Origin of the sequence: Pantoea endophytica (genome assembly GCF_002858935.1) — a bacterium.
Taxonomy (GTDB): Bacteria; Pseudomonadota; Gammaproteobacteria; order Enterobacterales; family Enterobacteriaceae; genus Pantoea; species Pantoea leporis.
On sequence record NZ_PJRT01000024.1, the window covers coordinates 115,636 to 135,759 of the forward strand.

Here is a 20,124-nt window from a genome sequence, read left to right on the forward strand (position 1 = left end):
GATCGGCTGCTGCCGATCCGCTGAAATACGGCAAAGTTACTCTGCTTTTTCCAGTGCAAAGCGGTAGATCGCACCACCAATCGCGGCACCGATAATCGGTAACAACCAGAACATCCACAGCTGTTCCAATGCCCAGCCGCCCTGGAAGATCGCCACACCGCTACTGCGCGCCGGGTTGACTGAGGTATTGGTGACGGGAATGCTCACCAGGTGAATCAGCGTTAGCGCCAGGCCGATTGCAATGGGCGCGAAGCCAGCCGGAGCACGTTTATCGGGCGCGCCCATGATCACAATCAGGAACACGGCGGTCAGCACCAGCTCGGCGATCATGCCCGCCTGCAGGCTAAAGCCCCCCGGCGAATGTTCACCGTAACCGTTCGACGCGAAGCCGCTGGCCACGGCATCGAAACCGGCTTTACCGCTGGCGATCAAATACAGCACGCCAGCAGCCGCAACCGCGCCGACCAGCTGCGCGATAATATAAGGCACAACCTGCGCCGTCGGGAAACGTCCGCCAACCGTCAGACCGAGGGTGACCGCCGGGTTAAAATGGCCGCCCGAAATATGGCCGACGGCAAATGCCATTACCAACACCGTCAGACCAAACGCCAGCGCAACACCAGCAAAACCAATACCCAATTCTGGAAACGCCGCGGCCAAAACCGCACTACCACAACCGCCCAACACCAGCACGAAAGTGCCCAGCGTTTCAGCCACTAATCTTTTCATCTCTGCTCCCTCAAATAATTTAATGTTTTCGCGGCGGGATTATCGTTTTTGGCGATTGAAGCGCAACCGAAGAATAAGGGATTAGGGTGATTTTTAGGCGATAGCAGCGTATTTGAGACGGTTCTCGCGAGCTATGATGGGGTTCATCAGAAATGTCTGGCGCGAAGCAGTGAATGCCGCTGGGCTTGAATTATTGTTTAAAAAATTTCACCAATAAAAAAGCCGGACCCGGTCCGGCTTGATTCCGCATGCTAAAAACTGGCCTTAAGAACCAAAAAGATTCTTGTGCAGCGCACGTACCACTTCCTCGGCATCTGGGGTTGGCACCAGGAAGCAAAGGTTATAACTGCTGGCACCGTAACAAATCATGCGCAGGTTGAACGGCTCGAGTGCGCCAAACACTTCTTTGCCGACGCCGCACGCTTTTGACAGGTTGTTGCCGATGATCGCCACCAGCGCCAGATTCTCTTCCACTTCCACACGGCACAGTGAAGAGAGCTCAGTCAACAGCGCCTGGGTCAGCAAGCTGTCGCCGGTGGTGGTTGAACCGGTGCTGTCCAGCGTCAGCGCCACGCTCACTTCGGAAGTGGTCACCAGATCAACGGAGATGCTGTGGCGCGCCAGAATGTTAAACACTTCGGCGAGGAAGCCATGTGCATGCAGCATGTTCAGGCTGTGCAGCGTTACCAGCGTCTGCTTACGACGCAGCGCCAGCGCACGGAACAGCGGTGGATTCTTGGTTTCGTTGCACACGCGCGTACCTCCCGCGGCCGGATCTTTGCTCGAACCGACAAACACCGGAATATCGCTACGCACAGCTGGCAGCAAAGTGGCCGGATGCAGCACTTTGGCACCAAAGATCGCCATCTCCGCTGCTTCTTCGAAGGTAATCTCTTCGATGCGTTTAGCGGTGGACACCACGCGTGGATCGGTGGTGTAGATACCGGCCACATCGGTCCAGATATCAATGCGCGCGGCCTGCAGCGCTTCGCCCAGCAGCGCAGCGGTATAGTCGCTGCCGCCACGACCAAGCGTGGTGGTGCGGCCTTTGATTTCGCTACCGATAAAGCCCTGCGTCACCACCAGCGCTTGCGCAATGCGCGGCTGCAGCTGCGTTGCGGCCAGCTCTTTCAGCGTCGCCACTTCGGGTTCTGCGCGACCAAAACGATCGCTGGTGCGCATCACTTTACGCACGTCAAACCATTCGCTGTTGACCTGACGCTCGCGCAGAATCTCCACGAACAGCAGCGTCGACATCAGCTCACCGTGGCTCACCAGCTCATCGGTTAGCGCATGTGAGGTTGCCAGCGAGGTGGCTTCAGACAGCATGGTGATGTTTTCCAGCATGCGATCAATCTCATCGCGGATCACATCCGGCGATTGCAGACGATCGATGATGGCATATTGAATACGGCGGATTTCATCCAGCAGGTAAGCGCGCTGCGCTTGTTCCTGGCCTTCAGCAAGGGCAACCAGCAGATTGGTCACGCCAGCGGAGGCAGAGAGCACCACTAAGCGGGTATTGGCGTCCGACAGCACAACATCTGCGCTGCGGTTCATAGCATCAAAATCGGCAACGCTGGTGCCGCCAAATTTAGCCACGATAAGATTTTGGGACATATTACGAACCCCGTGTCAGGTTATCTTTCTTCCGTTTTGGGGCGGAAGACATAGTAGCAGCCTAGGCACAAGAGAAGAGCAGAATTGGGCAGACAAGATCAGTAGTAGACAAGTCACCAAAAGCGCTTCACCTTGCGAACCGTCCGACTGTGGACGATTCTGGTGACAACCCAGAGGATTCAGCCCCTGCAGCCGACAGTGCAACACCCCGCGTGTTGCCCCACCTCGGCGTCACACCCCCTGATGTGTTCTCTGCGGATACGGATCCTCAAACACACTGCCTGGGCGACGCGCCTCTTCTGGCTTACACCCGGAGGTGTAAGTAGCGCGCATAAATTACTGATTATTTTCCCCCCTGTCCATCCCCGCACTTTGAGGATTTCTCACTTTTACACTTCGGTAAACGCATCGTTGAACAAACGCGCCCACCAACAGCGGCCTAAAGTAGTGTCCGAATCAGACAAAAGCGGCTTTTTTCTGATGCGGCACAGGGAATTCTGCTGGCGCAGCACCGACAATCGCTGCCGGATTTACCTGAAACAGTGCGGCCACGGTCACAAATTTTTTCCCTTAGCCAGTAACTGTGGTCATACTCATCCCCGTGCAAGAATGCTATGGATGCCGGGCCAGCAGGACGCCCCGGATGGAATGACGGTTCTTATATCAACTAGAGTGTTGCCATGAAAAATATCAATCCGACCCAAACCGCTGCCTGGAAAGCGCTGCAGCAGCATTTTGAGCAGATGAAATCGGTGCAAATCGCCGACCTGTTTGCGCAAGATGCCGATCGTTTTGCGAAATTCTCTGCCACTTTCGATGACCAGATGCTGGTGGATTTCTCAAAAAACCGCATCACCGAGGAAACCCTCGAAAAATTACAGGCGCTGGCTAAAGAGACCGATCTGGCAGGCGCCATCAAATCGATGTTCTCTGGCGAGAAGATCAACCGCACCGAAGAGCGTGCAGTTCTGCACGTTGCGCTGCGTAACCGCAGCAACACGCCCATTGTGGTGGACGGCAAAGATGTGATGCCGGAAGTCAACGCGGTGCTGGCGAAGATGAAAGGCTTCTCCGAGCGCATCATCAGCGGCGACTGGAAAGGCTATACCGGTAAAGCCATCACCGACGTGGTGAATATCGGGATTGGCGGTTCAGACCTCGGCCCGTTCATGGTGACCGAAGCGCTGCGTCCGTATAAAAACCACCTGAATATGCACTTTGTTTCTAACGTCGATGGCACCCATATCGCCGAAACGTTGAAAGATCTCAGCCCGGAAACCACGCTGTTCCTCGTGGCATCTAAAACCTTCACCACGCAAGAAACCATGACCAACGCCCACAGCGCGCGTGACTGGTTCCTGAAAACTGCGGGCGATCAGCAGCACGTGGCGAAGCACTTCGCTGCGCTGTCGACCAACGGTAAAGCGGTGGGTGAGTTCGGTATTGATACCGACAACATGTTTGAGTTCTGGGATTGGGTTGGCGGCCGCTATTCACTGTGGTCAGCTATCGGCTTGTCGATCATTCTCTCCATCGGCTTCGAGAACTTCGAGCAGCTGTTGAGCGGCGCGCACGCCATGGATAAGCACTTCGCCAACACGCCTGCCGAGCAGAACCTGCCGGTCCTGCTGGCGCTGATCGGTATCTGGTACAACAACTTCTTTGGTGCCGAAACCGAAGCGATTCTGCCGTACGATCAGTACATGCATCGCTTTGCTGCTTACTTCCAGCAGGGCAACATGGAATCCAACGGTAAATACGTTGACCGTGAAGGCAATCCAGTGGATTACCAGACCGGCCCAATCATCTGGGGCGAGCCTGGCACCAACGGCCAGCATGCGTTCTATCAGCTGATTCATCAGGGCACCAAACTGATTCCGTGCGACTTTATCGCACCAGCACTGAGCCACAACGTGTTGACCGATCACCATCCAAAGCTGCTGTCGAACTTCTTCGCGCAGACCGAAGCGCTGGCGTTTGGTAAGTCACGCGATGTGGTGGAGAAAGAGTTTACCGATGCGGGTAAATCTGCCGAATCTGTCGCGCACATCGTGCCGTTCAAAGTGTTCGAAGGTAACCGCCCAACCAACTCCATCCTGCTGCGTGAAATTACCCCGTTCAGCTTGGGTGCACTGATTGCGCTGTATGAGCACAAGATCTTCACTCAGGGCGCGATTCTCAACATCTTCACCTTTGACCAATGGGGTGTTGAGTTGGGTAAGCAGCTGGCAAACCGTATTCTGCCAGAACTGGAAAATGACGCTGAAATTATCAGCCACGATAGCTCCACCAATGGCTTAATTAATCGCTATAAATCCTGGCGTTAATTTTCCGGCTAATTTATATAAGGCGGCGTAATTGCCGCCTTTTTTTGTCAACCAGGCCATCTCACTCGCAATATTATTAATTACTGCCTTAAACAGGGTTAGAAAATTCTTAAAGTGGCGTAAGGAAATTCGTAATTCTTTTCAATCTACCGCACCTTACCTGGTTTTAAAATGGACCTAATTTAACCCTAAAAATAGTTTATCCATCTGATAGATCTACGATTTTAATTTAAGCATTATAAGTAAATTCCGATTATTCCCATTCCGTACCAATAATTAGTGCAAAAGTGAAAAACTCTGCCGTGAAATGCGCAGCCATTCACTTATCCTATTAGCCTGAAAAAAGGCGTTAAAAAAAAGCAGCTAACGCCAATTCGCCGTATTTATCACCAGAAAAACCCCGACTTCCTGCCCTCTTTTACTCATGCTGAACTCTGGTAATTTGTTGCCCTATACTGAACGCGCCCGAAATCTGGGTAAATCCTACATTCATTGATTCATATAAATGCAGGAAACGTTGTTATGAAAAAACTGATGGTTGCCGGTGCAGCCTTACTTTACGTTGCCGTTTCTTCCGCTGCGATTGCCGCGCCGGAAGAAGCTGGTGCTGCAGCAGGCGCGCAGGCGGGAGCAATCTCTTCCGGCGCGTCTACCGCTGTGGGTATCGGCGCGCTCGGTGCGTTAGTGGGTCTCGGCATTGCTGCTTCTGGCGGCGGTGACGGTGCAAATACCGGTACAACAACAACCACCACAACGAGCACCACTCGTTGATGTAGCACCTTTAAGCATAACCACACACCCGTGTGGTTATTTTTTGCTTGGCTTATTTAGACAGGGATACACCGTGCGCCGACTCTCTTTGCTACTTCTTTGCCTGTTGTTGCAGGCCTGCACACAAACACAAAAAGGTCTCGAACAAACCGTGATGCTGGCCGTGAATGGCACGGATGATGTTACGGTCACCAACGAGCAGGTTGCTAACCTGCCCTACGCCAGCCTCTATGCCCGCATCAATGAAGGACCGCGCATCTTCGTGGTGCTCGGTTACAACGAAAACGGCCAGCAGAAGTGGATCACCCAGGATAAAGCGATGCTGGTGATGCAGCATGGCCGTCTGATCAAAACCCTGGGTCTACCGAGCAATCTCGCTGACGTCAGTAACCTGGCGCAGGATCCGCTCGCCGATGCGCTGCATCTGCAAAACGGTGCCAGCTGGACGCGCGTGGTGCAGTGGCGCGAGCAAGATAAAGTGCGAGCCGCCACAGCGGTTTCCCGCTTCGAGCGCGGTGACGATACGGTGCTGGACATCGCCGGTGAACGCGTACCGTGCCGCGTCTGGCATGAAACCGTGCGCATGGAGAACGTAGGCGCGGAGTGGCAGAACACCTTCTGGATCGATAACCGCGATGGCACGGTATTGCAGGCCAACCAGATGCTGGCCGCCGATGCCTTCCCCGTTGAAACCACCATTCTGAAGCCGGCGAAATCATGAAAAAAATAACTCCAATGCTGGCAGCATTGACGCTGCTCACGGCTGGCCACGCACTGGCGGCGGCGCAAGTCACCGTGCACGATCTGCCGGGAAAAAACACACTGCAAATTAACGATGCGCAGAATCTTAGTCAGTTGCTCACCCATCCTGAACTGCGCAGTTGGTGGCCGGGCACGGTGATTGCCGAACGCGGCGCAACGGCGGTAGCACAGCAGCAGCAGAAGCAGCTGCTGGCCGATCTGCGCGCCTGGCAAGCCGACAGCGGCGAGTCGTTGGCCGCAACCATCGGCTCGGTTATCCACCAGCTTGGCGCGCTGCAGGTAACGGGCCGCCAGTTCACCTCGCTCGATCCCGATGACGTGCGTCTGCGTCCACAGGATAACCGCACGCTGCAAGGCAGCTATGACCTCTATACGCTGGTGCAGCCGACGCAGGTACTGGTGCTGGGGGCGTTGAGCAATCCGGGTAAAGCGCGCTGGCAGCCGGGCCGCGAAGTGCGTGATTACCTCGAAGGCCACGATCGTCTGTCCGGCGCGGAACGCAGCTATGCCACGGTGATTGCGCCGTCCGGCAGCACCCAGCAAGTTCCGGTTGCCTACTGGAATCATCGCCATATCGAAGTGGAACCCGGCAGCATTATCTGGCTCGGTTTCACCTCATGGAGCTTGCCATGGGGCCAAAGCGATTTGAATGAGCGCATGCTTTCCGTTCTGACTCACCGGATACCAGACTGATGAAAAAACAATTACTTCTCAGCCTGTTGGCTGCTTCTGTTTCCGCCGCTTGCCAGGTGCATGCGGAAACCTGGCCTGAACCGGTCGGTCCTTCTCAATCGGATTTTGGTGGCGTTGGCCTGATGCAGACGCCCACCGCGCGTATGGCGAAAGAGGGCGAATTTAGCGTCAACTTCCGCGATAACGATCAATATCGCTACTATTCTGCCTCGCTGCAGCTGTTCCCGTGGCTGGAAACCACCGTACGCTATACCGATGTGCGTACCCGCCGTTACAGCGCAGTAGAAGGTTTCAGCGGCAACCAAAGCTATAAAGATAAAGCCTTCGATGTGAAGCTGCGCCTATGGCAAGAGAGCTATTGGCTGCCAGAAGTGGCGGTTGGCTCACGCGATTTAGGCGGTACCGGGCTGTTCGACAGCGAATATCTGGTGGCGAGCAAAGCATGGGGCCCGTTCGATTTCACCTTGGGTCTGGGCTGGGGTTATCTCGGCAACAGCGGCACCATTAAGAACCCGTTCTGCTCCTACAGCGACAGCTTCTGTAGCCGCACCGGCGGTGGCGAAGCGGGTTCAATTAATGGCTCACAGATGTTCCACGGTCCGGCGGCGCTGTTTGGCGGCGTAGAGTATCAAACACCGTGGCAGCCGCTGCGCCTCAAGCTGGAGTACGAAGGCAACGATTATCAGGATGATTTCGCCGGTCGTTTGGATCAGCGCAGTAAGGTCAACGTCGGCGCGATTTATCGCCTCACCGATTGGGCGGACATCAACGCCAGCTACGAGCGCGGCAACACCTTTATGTTCGGCTTTACCCTGCGCACCAATTTCAACGATCTGCATCAGTCGCATATCGATAGCGAGAAGCCGGCCTACAACCCGCAGCCGCAGGGCGATCTGTTGCAGCCAACGGTGGTGGCAAACCAGCTGACCGATCTGAAGTACAACGCAGGACTGAATGGCCCGCATATTCAAACCAAAGGCAGCACGTTGTATGTGTCCGGCGAGCAGACCAAATATCGCGATACGCGCGAAGGGGTCGATCGCGCCAATCGCATTATCATGAACAACCTGCCGGCCGGCATCGATACCATCGACGTCACCGAGTCGCGCTTCAATATGCCGCAGGTGAGCACGCGCACCAACGTTGCCAGCCTGCATAACGAACTCGTGGGTTATCCGCTGGGGCATGAACAGCCGCTGCAGCAGACGCGTGAAAATCCGGTCGATCCCGGTACCACCGAGCAAGGTTTCTTTATCCGCAAAGATCGTCTGAACTACAGCCTGTCGCCGGTGCTGAATCAGTCCGTCGGCGGACCGGAAAGCTTCTACATGTATCAGGTTGGTGTGATGGCCAACGCCGATTACTGGCTTACCGATCACCTGTTGGTCGGCGGCAGCCTGTTCGGCAACCTCGCCAATAACTACGATAAGTTCAACTACAACGGCGCACCGGCGGATTCCACACTGCCGCGCGTGCGTACGCATATTCGTGATTACGTTGAGAACAACGTTTACGTTAACGATCTGCAAGCCAACTACATGCAGGCGCTGGGCAACGGTTTCTACGGCCAGGTTTACGGCGGTTATCTGGAAACCATGTACGGCGGCGTCGGCGGCGAAGTGCTGTATCGTCCAATTGATAGCAACTGGGCATTCGGGGTTGATGCCAACTACGTGAAGCAGCGTGATTGGGACAACATGATGCAGTTCACCGATTACAAAGCGCCAACCGGACATTTCACCGCGTACTGGCGTCCGTGGTTTATGCAGGACGTATTGGTGAAAGCCAGCGTCGGTGAATATCTGGCGAAGGATAAAGGCGTTACCGTTGATGTGTCGAAGCGGTTTGATAGCGGCGTGATGGTAGGCTTCTACGCCACCAAAACCAACGTGTCGGCGGAAGCCTATGGCGAAGGCGACTTCACTAAAGGCTTCTACATTTCGGTGCCGATGGATCTGTTTACCGTGACGCCAACGCGAGGCCGCGCGCAGGTGAACTGGGTGCCGTTAACGCGTGATGGTGGGCAGATGCTGGGTCGCAAATATCAGCTGTATGACCTGACGTCAGATCGTGATGCGCGGTTTAATTAACATCAGCGCGGGTGGTGTGAAACCCGCGCGATAAATCGCGCCGCTACGGAGAGGTGCACATACCGTAGCGGCGCCATTTATTGCGCGTTACCGACTATTAATCTGCGTCATAACCCAAATTGGGTGCTAGCCAGCGCTCAACTTCGCTCACGCTCATGCCTTTACGCGCGGCGTAATCTTCCACCTGATCGCGCTGAATCTGCGCCACGGCGAAGTACTTGCTATCGGGATGGCTGAAGTACCAGCCGGAAACCGCTGCGCCTGGCCACATGGCGAAAGACTCGGTGAGCTTCATGCCGGTATGTTTTTCCACCTCCAGCAGCTGCCAGATCGGTGCTTTCTCAGTGTGTTCCGGACAAGCCGGATAACCTGGCGCGGGACGAATGCCCTGATAGTTCTCGCGAATCAGCTCTTCGTTGCTGAGATTTTCATGAGCGGCAAAGCCCCAAATCACCTTACGCACGCGTTCGTGCAGATATTCAGCAAAGGCTTCTGCCAGGCGATCCGACACCGCTTTCACCATGATTTTGTTGTAATCATCGTGCTGCTTGTCATACGCCTCGGCCAGCGCATCTTCCTCAATTCCGGCGGTAACCGCAAACGCGCCGAGATAATCGGCTTTACCGCTGGATTTCGGTGCCACAAAGTCGGCTAAACAGTAGTTGGCGAAGTCGGTTTTCTCGGTCTGCTGACGCAAGTGATGACTGACGCACAGCACCTGATTGCGGTTCTCGTTGCTGTAGATTTCAATGTCATCGCCGACACGGTTGGCCGGGAAAATCCCCACCACGCCGCGTGGATTGAGCGTGCCGGTGCTGCTCAGCATATCGAGCATGGCGTTGGCATCGGCAAACAGGCGTTTGGCCTCTTCGCCCACCACTTCATCTTCCAGGATACGCGGATATTTGCCGGCCAGCGACCAGGTCATAAAGAACGGCGTCCAGTCGATGTAATTACGCAGCGTTTCAATGCTGGCTTCAACCGGGCTCACACCGAGGCGGTGCGCCACCGGCGGCGTATAGCTTTCCCAATCGATGACATAATCATTATCGCGCGCAGTTTGCAGGCTCACCGGCGGCGTGCGCGGCTTTTTGCGCGCGTGCTGAATACGCACCGTGTCGTACTCTTTGCGCGTGCGCGCCACGAAATCTTCTTTCAGCGTTTCGGACAGCAGCGATGACACCACGCCCACGGTGCGCGAGGCGTTCTGCACGTAGACCGTTGGTCCGCTATAGTTCTGCTCGATTTTCACTGCGGTATGCGCTTTCGAGGTAGTCGCGCCGCCAATCAGCAGCGGGATGGTGAATCCCTGGCGCTCCATCTCTTTGGCGACGTTAACCATCTCATCCAGCGACGGCGTGATCAGGCCGGAAAGCCCGATGATATCGGCGTTCTCGGCAATCGCGGTTTTGAGGATTTTGTCACTCGGCACCATAACGCCGAGGTCAATGATTTCGTAGTTGTTACATTGCAGCACTACGCCGACGATATTTTTGCCGATGTCATGCACATCGCCTTTTACCGTTGCCAGCACAATCTTGCCGTTGCTGCGTCCGGCCTCTTTGCTGGCCTGAATATAAGGTTCGAGATAGGCCACCGCTTGCTTCATCACGCGCGCTGATTTTACCACCTGCGGCAGGAACATCTTGCCCTCGCCGAACAGATCGCCAACCACGTTCATGCCGGACATCAGCGGCCCTTCAATCACTTCAATCGGCCGCGCTGCTGCCTGGCGCGCCTCTTCGGTATCCAGCTCAATAAACTCGGTGATGCCTTTCACCAGCGAGTATTCCAGACGTTTTACCACGTCCCAGCTGCGCCATTCGGCCTGCTGTTTCTCCTGCTCGCCGTCGCTTTTGCTGCCGCGATACTTCTCCGCCAGTTCCAGCAAGCGCTCGGTGCCATCGTCACGACGATTCAGCACCACATCTTCCACCGCGTCACGCAGTTCGGCAGGCAGATCGTCGTAAATCGCCAGCTGACCGGCGTTCACGATGCCCATGTCCATGCCGTTGCGGATGGCGTAATAGAGGAACACCGCGTGAATCGCTTCGCGCACCGGTTCGTTACCACGGAACGAGAACGACACGTTGGAGACGCCGCCGGAGATCATCGCGTGTGGCAGTTCGCGCTTGATGTCTTCGCAGGCACCGATAAAGTCCATCGCGTAGTTGTTGTGTTCTTCAATGCCGGTCGCTACGGCAAAAATATTCGGGTCGAAAATGATGTCTTCTGGCGGGAAACCGACCTCTTCGGTCAAAATCTTGTAGGCGCGACGACAGATCTCGATTTTGCGCGCCCGCGTATCCGCTTGACCCGCTTCGTCAAACGCCATCACAACCATCGCTGCGCCGTAGCGACGCACTTTGCGCGCGTGCGCGATAAACGGTTCCACGCCCTCTTTCATCGAAATAGAGTTCACAATGCCTTTGCCCTGAATGCACTGCAGGCCTTTCTCGATCACTTCCCATTTGGAGGAGTCGATCATAATTGGCACGCGGGCGATATCCGGCTCACCGGCAATCAGATTGAGGAAGCGCACCATCGCCGCTTCCGCATCCAGCATGCCTTCATCCATGTTGATGTCGATGATTTGCGCACCGTTCTCTACCTGCTGGCGCGCCACATCCAGCGCTTCGTTGTATTTCTCTTCTTTGATCAGACGCTTAAATTTGGCCGAGCCGGTGACGTTGGTGCGTTCACCGACGTTGACGAACAGCGAATCGGCCTGAATGTTCAGCGGTTCAAGCCCGGCTAAGCGACAGGCAACCGGAATCTCAGGCAGCTGCCGCGGCGCAACGCCGTCTACCACTGCCGCCATCGCCGCGATGTGTTCCGGCGTGGTGCCGCAGCAGCCGCCGATAATATTGAGGAAACCGGCGCGCGCCCACTCACCAATTTGCTCAGCCATGATCGCCGCATCGAGATCGTATTCACCAAAGGCGTTGGGCAAACCGGCGTTCGGGTGCGCGGTGACGTAGCCTTCAGCAATGCGCGACAGCTCCGCCACATACTGACGCAGTTCATCCGGGCCCAGCGCACAGTTGAGGCCGAACGACAGCGGTTCGGCGTGGCGCAGCGAGTTATAGAAACCTTCGGTGGTTTGGCCGGAGAGCGTACGACCGGACGCATCGGTGATGGTGCCGGAGATCATTAGCGGCAGCTTCACGCCCATCGCTTCCATCTCGGCCTGCACCGCGTAGATCGCCGCTTTGGCGTTGAGGGTATCGAACACCGTTTCGATCATGATGAGGTCGGAGCCACCGGCGATCAGCGCATGCGTCGATTCGCGGTAGGCTTCCACCAGCTGGTTAAAGGTGACGTTACGATAGGCGGGATCGTTGACGTCCGGCGAGATAGAACAGGTGCGGTTGGTCGGGCCCAACACGCCCGCCACGTAGCGCGGACGATGCGGCGTTTTCGCCGTCCATGCGTCGGCGCTGGCACGCGCCAGTTTGGCGGCTTCGAAGTTGATCTCCGCCGATAGCGCTTCCATCGCGTAATCGGCCATCGCGATGGTGGTGGAGTTGAAGGTGTTGGTCTCGAGAATATCCGCGCCGGCAGCGAGATAGGCATCGTGGATTTCGCGGATCACCTCCGGTTTAGTTAGCACCAACAGATCGTTGTTGCCCTTCAAATCAGATGGCCAGTCGGCAAAGCGGCTGCCACGGAAATCCTGCTCACTCAGTTTATAACTCTGGATCATGGTGCCCATGCCACCGTCCAGAATCATAATGCGTTGCGCCAGCTGCTGCTGCAGCATTTCTGTTTTGTTGCTCACTCTCGCCCCGTCCACGTCATTGCGTTGGCTAATATGCCAGCCAGTCATACTGGCACAACTTGCAGGTGATCAAAAGTCAGCTCAGATGAGACATTTTCAGCTATTGCCGATAACAGGTCTGACCAGAAAGTCAGCGTTTGCATTAATGCGGTTAAAAACGAAAATGGTTTCCAGCATTGATGCGAATTGGAGACGTTATGGCAACCCCTGCGCCCGTGAAACGCGGCAAGAAACCGCGTGCTACAACGGCTACCACCAGCGCGCCCGTCGGCGGGCAAGTACAATCTTTGACGCGTGGTCTGCGCCTGCTGGAGCTGATTGCCGAATCCCACGGCAGCGTGGCGCTGACCGAACTGGCACAACAGGCCGGTTTACCCAACTCCACCACTCATCGCCTGCTCTCCACCATGCAACAGCAGGGTTTTGTGCATCAGGTGGGCGACTTAGGTTTGTGGACCATTGGTTCGCACGCGTTTGTGGTCGGCAGCAGTTTCCTGCAGAGCCGCAATCTGCTGGCGATTGTGCATCCGCTGCTGCGCAAGCTGATGGAAGACGCCGGCGAGACGGTGAATCTGGCGGTGCTGGATCTCAGCGATTATCAGGCGGTGATCATCGATCAGGTGCAGTGTACGCAGCTGATGCGCATGTCCGCACCAATTGGCGGCAAGCTACCGATGCATGCATCCGGCGCCGGCAAAGCGTTTCTGGCGCATCTGAGCGATGAGCAAGTTACCGCGCTGCTGCATCAAAAAGGGCTGCATCACTACACGCCGAAAACGCTGATGTCGCCGCATAGCCTGAAGGAGAATCTGGCGCTGATTCGTAAGATGGGCTTTTCGCACGATGATGAAGAGCACGCGCTGGGTCTGCGCTGCGTTGCGGCACCGATTTATGACGAACATGGCGAACCCTTCGCCGCCATCTCAATCTCCGGCCCGATTGCGCGCATGACTGACGACCGCATCACCGAGCTGGGAGCGCTGGTGATCCGCGCCGCGAAGCAGGTGACCCAAACCTATTCTGGCCGCTAAGCGGTCACCGACGCATAGCGCGCGCTGAAACGCTGGCTGGCGCGCCACGCAATTACCTCTTCAATATGCCCTTCGCGGATGCGCGTTTGCAGCGCGCGCCACCAGTTGGGATCAAACAGTTGCGGATGCAGCGCCTGCAGCAGTTTGCCGGTCGAGGGTTCGCTGCACAGCGCATAGCGGAAGGTTTCCGGGAACACATCATCCGGCCCGACGCTGTACCAAGGCTCAGCCTGCAGCTCATCTTCCTCATAGCGCGCCTGCGGCACATCGCGGAACACCAGTTCGGTCATCGGGCGGATTTCGTCGTAATCGTAAAACACCACGCGGCCATGACGCGTCATGCCAAAGTTTTTGTACAGCATGTCGCCGGGGAAAATATTCGCCGCCGCCAACTGACGAATCGCATCACCGTATTCGCCAATCGCGTGCTGCCGCTGTTCCGGCGAAGCCTGAGCCAGCCACAGATTAAGCGGCTCCATGCGGCGTTCCAGCCACAAATGGCGGATGATCACCACATCGTCGCGCAGCTCGAGCTTTTCCGGTATATCGCGCTCAAACTCCGCCATCAGCTCGGCCGGAATACGCGCGCGCGGTAACGCAAAGTGCTCAAACTCCTGCGTATCCGCCATACGACCCACGCGATCATGCTCTTTGACCCTGCGATAGCAGTCGCGCACCTGCGCATCGGTAACCTCTTTTTGCGGTGCGAAGCGGTCTTTGATCACCTTAAATACGCGATCAAAACCCGGCAGCGTGAACACCATCATTACCATGCCGCGAATGCCGGGTGCGACGGTGAAATCTTCCTGACTGTGCGCCAGATAGTGCAGGTATTCACGGTAGCATTCGGTTTTACCGTGCTTCTGACAGCCAATCGCCATGTAGCGCTCTGCCACGGTTTTTCCCGGCAGAATCGGTTGCAGCCACGCCACCAGCGCGGCAGGCACCGGCGCGTACACCATGAAATAGGCGCGGGCAAAACCAAACACGATGCTGGCATCATCGCTGTCGGTGAGACAGGTATCAATCCACAAACGGCCAGCATCATCGCGCTGAATCGGCAGCAAACAGGGCACCATGCCATCACTCAGCTGCAGGCGCGCCACAATCCACGCGGTTTTGTTGCGGTAAAACAATTCGCTGGCGACATCCAGCGTCGCCGTCGCCAGCTGTGTGGCACCAAACTGCTCGTGCAGATGGCGCACAATCCAGCCGATATCGCGCGTTTGATCCTGCCACGTTAGACGCAGCGGAATGTCATTCAACACCTGACGCAGTGTTTCCTCCCAACTCTGCTGCGGACGATAGAGGCGTGACAGCGGGCGCGGCGCAACCGGCGCGGGTGCATAGGGCTGCGACGGCAAGATAAACAGACGCTCGGGCGACAAATGGCTGTGGCCCTGCAGGCGACAATAGACCGAATTGAAGAAGCTTTCGGCGATTTCATGGCGCGGATAGCCGGGCAGCAAGGTTTCGTAATGGCTTTTCACCCGTAGCCAGAACGCGTCATCCCAGCCCGAAGTGTCATTGAGAATGCGCAGCTGGTTGGTGACCAGGCCAACATGGTGATCGTAAAGATGGATACGCGCTTTCATTGCCTGCTGCACCGCGTGCCAGTCGGCCTGCTCGAAGCGCTGTTGCGCACCGGCGGTGATATCCAGAAAGCGGCCATACTGCGCGTCAAAACCTTGCAGAATGGTGTGGGCGATCAGCGATTCTCTCGGCGTCATCGGCAACGCTCCTTAAGCGGTAAGTGGTCGCCATTGAATGGCGACCTTACAACGGCTTCAGAATTGTGCGGCTTCGGTGGAGCCGGTCAGCGCGGTCACGGAGGATTGTCCGCCCTGGATGACGTTGGTAACGCGATCAAAATAGCCGGTGCCCACTTCCTGCTGATGCGATGAGAAGGTGTAACCCTTATCGCGCGCCGCAAACTCCGGCTGCTGCACTTTCTCCACGTAATGGCGCATGCCTTCGCCCTGTGCATAGGCGTGCGCCAGGTCAAACATGTTGAACCACATGCTGTGAATTCCGGCGAGCGTAATGAACTGGAAGCGATAGCCCATTTCGCTCAGCGCCTGCTGGAAACGGGCGATAGTGCGATCGTCAAGGTTCTTCTTCCAGTTGAACGAAGGCGAGCAGTTGTAAGCCAGCAACTTGCCGGGATACTGCGCGTGAATCGCGTCGGCAAAGCGCTGCGCCATCTCCAGATCTGGCGTTGAGGTTTCGCACCACAGCACATCGGCATAAGGCGCATACGCTAGCCCGCGGCTGATCGCCTGTTCAATCCCGGCACGCGTGCGGAAGAAGCCTTCCGAGGTGCGCTCGCCGGTGATAAACGCCGCATCGCGCGGGTCGCAATCTGAGGTGATCAGATCGGCGGCATCCGCATCGGTGCGCGCCAGCAACACCGTCGGTACGTTCATGACGTCCGCGGCCAGACGCGCCGCCACCAGTTTCTGAATCGCTTCCTGCGTTGGGACTAATACCTTGCCACCCATGTGGCCGCACTTCTTCACCGCCGCCAGTTGGTCTTCAAAATGCACCGCGCCGGCACCGGCCTGAATCATCGATTTCATCAGCTCGAACGCATTGAGCACGCCGCCAAAGCCCGCTTCCGCATCGGCGACAATCGGCAGGAAGTAATCAATAAAATCACTGTCTTCTGGCGATACGCCGCTGGCCCACTGAATTTGATCGGCTCGCTGGAAGCTCTGATTAATCCGCTCCACCACATTTGGCACCGAATTCACCGGATACAGCGATTGGTCGGGATACATCTGCCCGGCCAGGTTAGCATCTGCCGCCACCTGCCAGCCGGAGAGGTAAATCGCCTCTATGCCGGCTTTCGCCTGCTGCACCGCTTGTCCGCCGGTCAACGCGCCGAGGCTGTTGATGTAGCCTTTGCTCGATTCACCATTCAGCAGCGACCAGAGTTTGGTGGCACCGCGCTCCGCCAGCGTGCAGGCGGGATTGACCGAACCGCGCAGATTGACCACATCCTCCGCACTGTACGGACGAGTAATTCCCTGCCAGCGCGCATCATTCCAGCTCGATTCCAGTTGTTTGATCTGTTGCGTACGATTCATCGTCATATCTCCAGGTTCAAGGCAGCAGGCGGTAGCCCGGCAGAGTGAGGAAGGAAACCAGTTCGTCATCGGTGGTAATTTGCGCCATCAGCGCGGCGGCATCGTCGAAGCGTCCATTTTGAAAACGTTCTGCGCCAACGGTTTGCTGCAAGGTGGCCAGCTCTTCCTCCAGCAGCCGTTCAAACAGCGCCACCGTGACCGGCTGGCCATCGCTGAGAATTTGTTTGTGATGAATCCATTGCCAGATGGAGGTGCGGGCGATTTCAGCGGTGGCGGCATCTTCCATCAACCCATCAATCGGAACGCAGCCGTTGCCGCTGATCCAGGCTTCCAGATATTGCAGCGCCACGCGGATATTGGCGCGCATGCCGGCTTCAGTACGCTTGCCGCGACAGGGCGCCAGCAGACGTTCGGCGGTGATTGGCGCATCCTGCTCACGCGTGATGTGCAGTTGGTTGGGCTGATCGCCCAGCCGACGGTCAAACTCCTCCATCGCGATATCAGCCAGGCCGGGATGCGCCACCCAGGTTCCGTCGTGACCGTTGCCCGCTTCTCGCGCTTTATCTTCCTGCACCTTTTGCGTCACCCATACATTGCGCTCCGCGTCTTTGCTCGGAATCAGCGCCGACATACCGCCCATCGCCAGCGCACCACGACGATGACAGGTTCGAATCAGCAGGCGTGAATAGGCATCGAGGAATGGCTGATCCATGCTGATTTGCTGGCGATCCGGCAGGATACGATCGGGATGCTGGCCCAGCGTTTTGATGTAGCTGAAGATGTAATCCCAACGGCCACAGTTCAGGCCAACGACGTGATCGCGCAGTTCCCACAGGATCTCATCCATCTGGAATACCGCCGGCAGCGTTTCGATCAATACCGTGGCTTTGATGGTGCCGCGCGGCAGATCGAAGCGATCTTCACTGAAGCGGAAGATCTCACGCCACCACGCCACTTCAGCGGCATGCTCGGTTTTCGGCAGATAGAACCATGGCGCGTGGCCCTTCTCCAGCAGCGCTTCAACGTTGTGGAAAAAGTAGAGCGCAAAGTCGAACAATCCGCCGGGAATGGCCCGATCGCGCCACTCCACATGCTTTTCATTCAGATGCAGACCGCGCACCCGACACATCAGCAGCGCCGGATTGGCGCGCAGCTGGTAGATCTTGCCGGTTTCACTGGTGAAGCTCAGCGTGCCATTGACGGCATCGCGCAGTGTTAATTGTCCGTCGATCAGCTTCTGCCAGGTTGGCGCCAGTGAATCTTCAAAATCGGCCATGAAGACGTTGACGTTCGCGTTGAGCGCGTTGATCACCATTTTGCGATCCGGCGGCCCGGTGATCTCTACGCGACGATCCTGAAGCAGCTGCGGAATAGGACGAACTTGCCACGCATTTTCACGAATGGAAGCGGTTTCCGAATCAAAGCCGGGTAACTCACCCTGATCGTAACGCTTCTGTCGTTGCTGGCGTGCTTTCAGCAGGCGTTCGCGCTCTGGTGCAAAGCGCACCACTAATGCGTGTATAAAGTCGATTGCTTCTGGGGTAAGCAGCTGCTTTTCCTCGTGGGTAAAGGGCTGGCTGAAGGTTAGCGTATTGCTGATAACCGAGTCTGTCATGCGGGCTGCCTCCTGAGGTGATCCATCGTTTAACGATCGGATCCGGATGTAGGGTGTTTTGTAACCTGCAAGATCAGAGCATAATGATTTTTATTTTAATTTCAAAAACTATTTCCATTTTAATGTTTATGTTAATTTATCAGATTGATATTTATGTAATTTAATCTCTCGAATTAAAGGCAATAACTTCCACTGGTGAATTGAAGGCAAAAAAAAAGCCGCGATAGCTTTCGGCTAGCGCGGCAGGATCAAACGAGGTGTTTGATCTATTCGAGTGTTGGATTCATCCGGCGCAGATCGAACGGCGTGATCTGGTAAACGTAGTAGTTCAGCCAGTTGGAGAACAGCAGGTTGCCGTGGCTGCGCCAGGTGGCGCGCGGTGGCAGCTCTGGGTTGTCGTGCGGGAAGTAATTGAACGGCACGTCCGGCTGCAGGCCAGCATCGTAATCGCGATGATACTCACCCGAGAGCGTCAGGGCATCGTACTCAGGGTGGCCGGTGACAAACGCCAGGCGCTTGTCTTTGCTCGCCATCAGATATGCGCCGGTGGATTCCGATTCGGCAAATAGCTCGAGATCGGTGTAATCGCGGATCAGCTGGCTCGGAAAATCAGCATAGCGTGAATGCGGGGCCAGGAAATTGTCGTCAAAACCGCGCGTTAGTAAGGCGTGGGGATGCAGGATTTGGTGCTCATAAACACCGGACAATTTGTTCTGCCGCGTCTGCTTAGGAATGCCATACAGAATGTTGAGTGCCGCCTGAACCGCCCAACAGACAAAGAGCGTGGAGGTGACGTGTTCATTCGCCCAATGCAGTACGCGCTGAATCTGCGGCCAGTAAGCGACATCATTGAAATCGACCAATCCCAGCGGCGCGCCGGTCACAATCAGTCCATCGAAGTTATCGTTTTGGATGTCTTCGAAGTTGCAGTAGAAGTTGTTCAGATGCTCTGTCGGCGTGTTGCGCGACTCGCGGCTATCAATGCGCAGCAGCTGCACATCAATCTGCAACGGTGAGTTAGAGAGCAGACGCAGGAACTGATTTTCTGTCTCAATCTTCTTTGGCATCAGGTTAAGAATCAGCACTTTTAGCGGACGGATCTCCTGAACACTGGCGCGCGACGACGTCATGACAAAGACGTTTTCATCACGCAAAAAATTCACTGCCGGTAATTCGTCGGGAATCCTGATTGGCATAACCTACTCACCTCTTACTGATAACCGTATAAACGTTTAGACATCCAGATGCCCGACATTAGCTTGTTATGTCGAGAATGTCGAGTCTTCATGCGGTTTATGAAAATGTTTCAGCTTTAGATGGGATTTGGGATAAGTCGTGGCGTATTTATGCTGGATCAGCTTCTTGAAATGAAAGTTTGAGGTGAGATTTGCGTGATTTTCATACACTGAATCGCTCTATTCTATGCGATTTTAGCTGATCTCAGACGTAAAAAAGCCCCGGACTTTCGTCCGGGGCTTCTTCACTTATTTGATGCCTGGCAGTTCCCTACTCTCGCATGGGGAGGCCCCACACTACCATCGGCGCTACGGCGTTTCACTTCTGAGTTCGGCATGGGGTCAGGTGGGACCACCGCGCTAAAGCCGCCAGGCAAATTC

Annotated in this window: 13 protein-coding genes, 1 rRNA gene and 1 riboswitch; of the genes, 6 read left to right on the forward strand and 8 right to left on the reverse strand. The window is 55.9% G+C overall.

The window, feature by feature from the left end:
• Positions 1 to 36: 36 nt before the first annotated feature.
• Complete coding sequence (gene aqpZ / locus PZBJ_RS14920) at positions 37 to 729, reverse strand: aquaporin Z (protein WP_101763114.1); 693 nt, start codon at positions 727 to 729, stop codon at positions 37 to 39.
• A gap of 264 nt (positions 730 to 993) precedes the next feature.
• Positions 994 to 2,349, reverse strand: coding sequence for a lysine-sensitive aspartokinase 3 (gene lysC / locus PZBJ_RS14925; RefSeq protein ID WP_101763115.1), 1,356 nt, complete (start codon positions 2,347 to 2,349; stop codon positions 994 to 996).
• A 112-nt stretch (positions 2,350 to 2,461) separates the two neighbouring features.
• Positions 2,462 to 2,656: riboswitch (Lysine riboswitch) on the reverse strand.
• Between the two features lie 373 nt (positions 2,657 to 3,029).
• On the opposite strand from lysC, the gene pgi reads away from it, so the two are divergent.
• The 5 genes from pgi to PZBJ_RS14950 all read left to right on the forward strand — a co-directional run bounded on the left by pgi (position 3,030) and on the right by PZBJ_RS14950 (position 8,992).
• Positions 3,030 to 4,676 carry a glucose-6-phosphate isomerase gene (pgi, locus tag PZBJ_RS14930; protein ID WP_101763116.1) on the forward strand — a complete coding sequence of 549 codons (1,647 nt, stop codon included), beginning with the start codon at positions 3,030 to 3,032 and terminating at the stop codon, positions 4,674 to 4,676.
• 522 nt (positions 4,677 to 5,198) lie between these two features.
• Complete coding sequence (gene yjbE, locus PZBJ_RS14935; RefSeq protein WP_101763117.1) at positions 5,199 to 5,447, forward strand: exopolysaccharide production protein YjbE; 249 nt, start codon at positions 5,199 to 5,201, stop codon at positions 5,445 to 5,447.
• A gap of 73 nt (positions 5,448 to 5,520) precedes the next feature.
• Positions 5,521 to 6,168 carry a YjbF family lipoprotein gene (locus tag PZBJ_RS14940; RefSeq protein ID WP_101763118.1) on the forward strand — a complete coding sequence of 216 codons (648 nt, stop codon included), beginning with the start codon at positions 5,521 to 5,523 and terminating at the stop codon, positions 6,166 to 6,168.
• The gene (locus PZBJ_RS14945) at positions 6,165 to 6,902 is read left to right on the forward strand and encodes a capsule biosynthesis GfcC family protein (RefSeq protein ID WP_101763119.1); all 738 of its coding nucleotides are present in this window, start codon (positions 6,165 to 6,167) and stop codon (positions 6,900 to 6,902) included. Before PZBJ_RS14940 ends, PZBJ_RS14945 begins: the two co-directional genes overlap by 4 nt.
• Positions 6,902 to 8,992: a YjbH domain-containing protein gene (locus PZBJ_RS14950; RefSeq protein ID WP_101763120.1), complete on the forward strand. Its 2,091-nt coding sequence runs from the start codon at positions 6,902 to 6,904 to the stop codon at positions 8,990 to 8,992. Before PZBJ_RS14945 ends, PZBJ_RS14950 begins: the two co-directional genes overlap by 1 nt.
• A gap of 97 nt (positions 8,993 to 9,089) precedes the next feature.
• Here PZBJ_RS14950 and metH read toward each other — a convergent pair whose 3' ends face one another.
• Positions 9,090 to 12,773: a methionine synthase gene (gene metH, locus PZBJ_RS14955; protein WP_101763121.1), complete on the reverse strand. Its 3,684-nt coding sequence runs from the start codon at positions 12,771 to 12,773 to the stop codon at positions 9,090 to 9,092.
• A 197-nt stretch (positions 12,774 to 12,970) separates the two neighbouring features.
• Here metH and iclR point away from each other — a divergent pair, with 197 nt between their 5' ends.
• Positions 12,971 to 13,804: a glyoxylate bypass operon transcriptional repressor IclR gene (iclR, locus tag PZBJ_RS14960; protein ID WP_101763122.1), complete on the forward strand. Its 834-nt coding sequence runs from the start codon at positions 12,971 to 12,973 to the stop codon at positions 13,802 to 13,804.
• Here iclR and aceK read toward each other — a convergent pair.
• The 5 genes from aceK to rrf form a co-directional block, all read right to left on the reverse strand.
• A complete protein-coding gene (aceK, locus tag PZBJ_RS14965; RefSeq protein ID WP_101763123.1) occupies positions 13,801 to 15,534 on the reverse strand; it encodes a bifunctional isocitrate dehydrogenase kinase/phosphatase in 1,734 nt (577 codons plus the stop codon). The genes iclR and aceK overlap by 4 nt on opposite strands.
• Positions 15,535 to 15,591: 57 nt before the next feature.
• Positions 15,592 to 16,893, reverse strand: coding sequence for an isocitrate lyase (gene aceA / locus PZBJ_RS14970; protein WP_101763124.1), 1,302 nt, complete (start codon positions 16,891 to 16,893; stop codon positions 15,592 to 15,594).
• Between the two features lie 16 nt (positions 16,894 to 16,909).
• Positions 16,910 to 18,508 carry a malate synthase A gene (aceB, locus tag PZBJ_RS14975; RefSeq protein WP_101763125.1) on the reverse strand — a complete coding sequence of 533 codons (1,599 nt, stop codon included), beginning with the start codon at positions 18,506 to 18,508 and terminating at the stop codon, positions 16,910 to 16,912.
• A gap of 266 nt (positions 18,509 to 18,774) precedes the next feature.
• A complete protein-coding gene (gene metA, locus PZBJ_RS14980) occupies positions 18,775 to 19,704 on the reverse strand; it encodes a homoserine O-acetyltransferase MetA (protein WP_101763126.1) in 930 nt (309 codons plus the stop codon).
• 297 nt (positions 19,705 to 20,001) lie between these two features.
• Positions 20,002 to 20,117, reverse strand: a 5S ribosomal RNA gene (gene rrf, locus PZBJ_RS14985).
• Between the last annotated feature and the right edge of the window lie 7 nt (positions 20,118 to 20,124).

Bases quoted from the DNA above. Each gene is read 5' to 3' on its own strand.
- PZBJ_RS14950 (WP_101763120.1), top strand. From the start codon at position 6,902: ATGAAAAAACAATTACTTCTCAGCCTGTTGGCTGCTTCTGTTTCCGCC.
- metA (WP_101763126.1), bottom strand. From the start codon at position 19,704: ATGCCAATCAGGATTCCCGACGAATTACCGGCAGTGAATTTTTTGCGT.
- aceB (WP_101763125.1), bottom strand. From the start codon at position 18,508: ATGACAGACTCGGTTATCAGCAATACGCTAACCTTCAGCCAGCCCTTT.
- pgi (WP_101763116.1), top strand. From the start codon at position 3,030: ATGAAAAATATCAATCCGACCCAAACCGCTGCCTGGAAAGCGCTGCAG.
- PZBJ_RS14945 (WP_101763119.1), top strand. From the start codon at position 6,165: ATGAAAAAAATAACTCCAATGCTGGCAGCATTGACGCTGCTCACGGCT.
- lysC (WP_101763115.1), bottom strand. From the start codon at position 2,349: ATGTCCCAAAATCTTATCGTGGCTAAATTTGGCGGCACCAGCGTTGCC.
- iclR (WP_101763122.1), top strand. From the start codon at position 12,971: ATGGCAACCCCTGCGCCCGTGAAACGCGGCAAGAAACCGCGTGCTACA.
- aceA (WP_101763124.1), bottom strand. From the start codon at position 16,893: ATGAATCGTACGCAACAGATCAAACAACTGGAATCGAGCTGGAATGAT.
- aqpZ (WP_101763114.1), bottom strand. From the start codon at position 729: ATGAAAAGATTAGTGGCTGAAACGCTGGGCACTTTCGTGCTGGTGTTG.
- yjbE (WP_101763117.1), top strand. From the start codon at position 5,199: ATGAAAAAACTGATGGTTGCCGGTGCAGCCTTACTTTACGTTGCCGTT.
- aceK (WP_101763123.1), bottom strand. From the start codon at position 15,534: ATGACGCCGAGAGAATCGCTGATCGCCCACACCATTCTGCAAGGTTTT.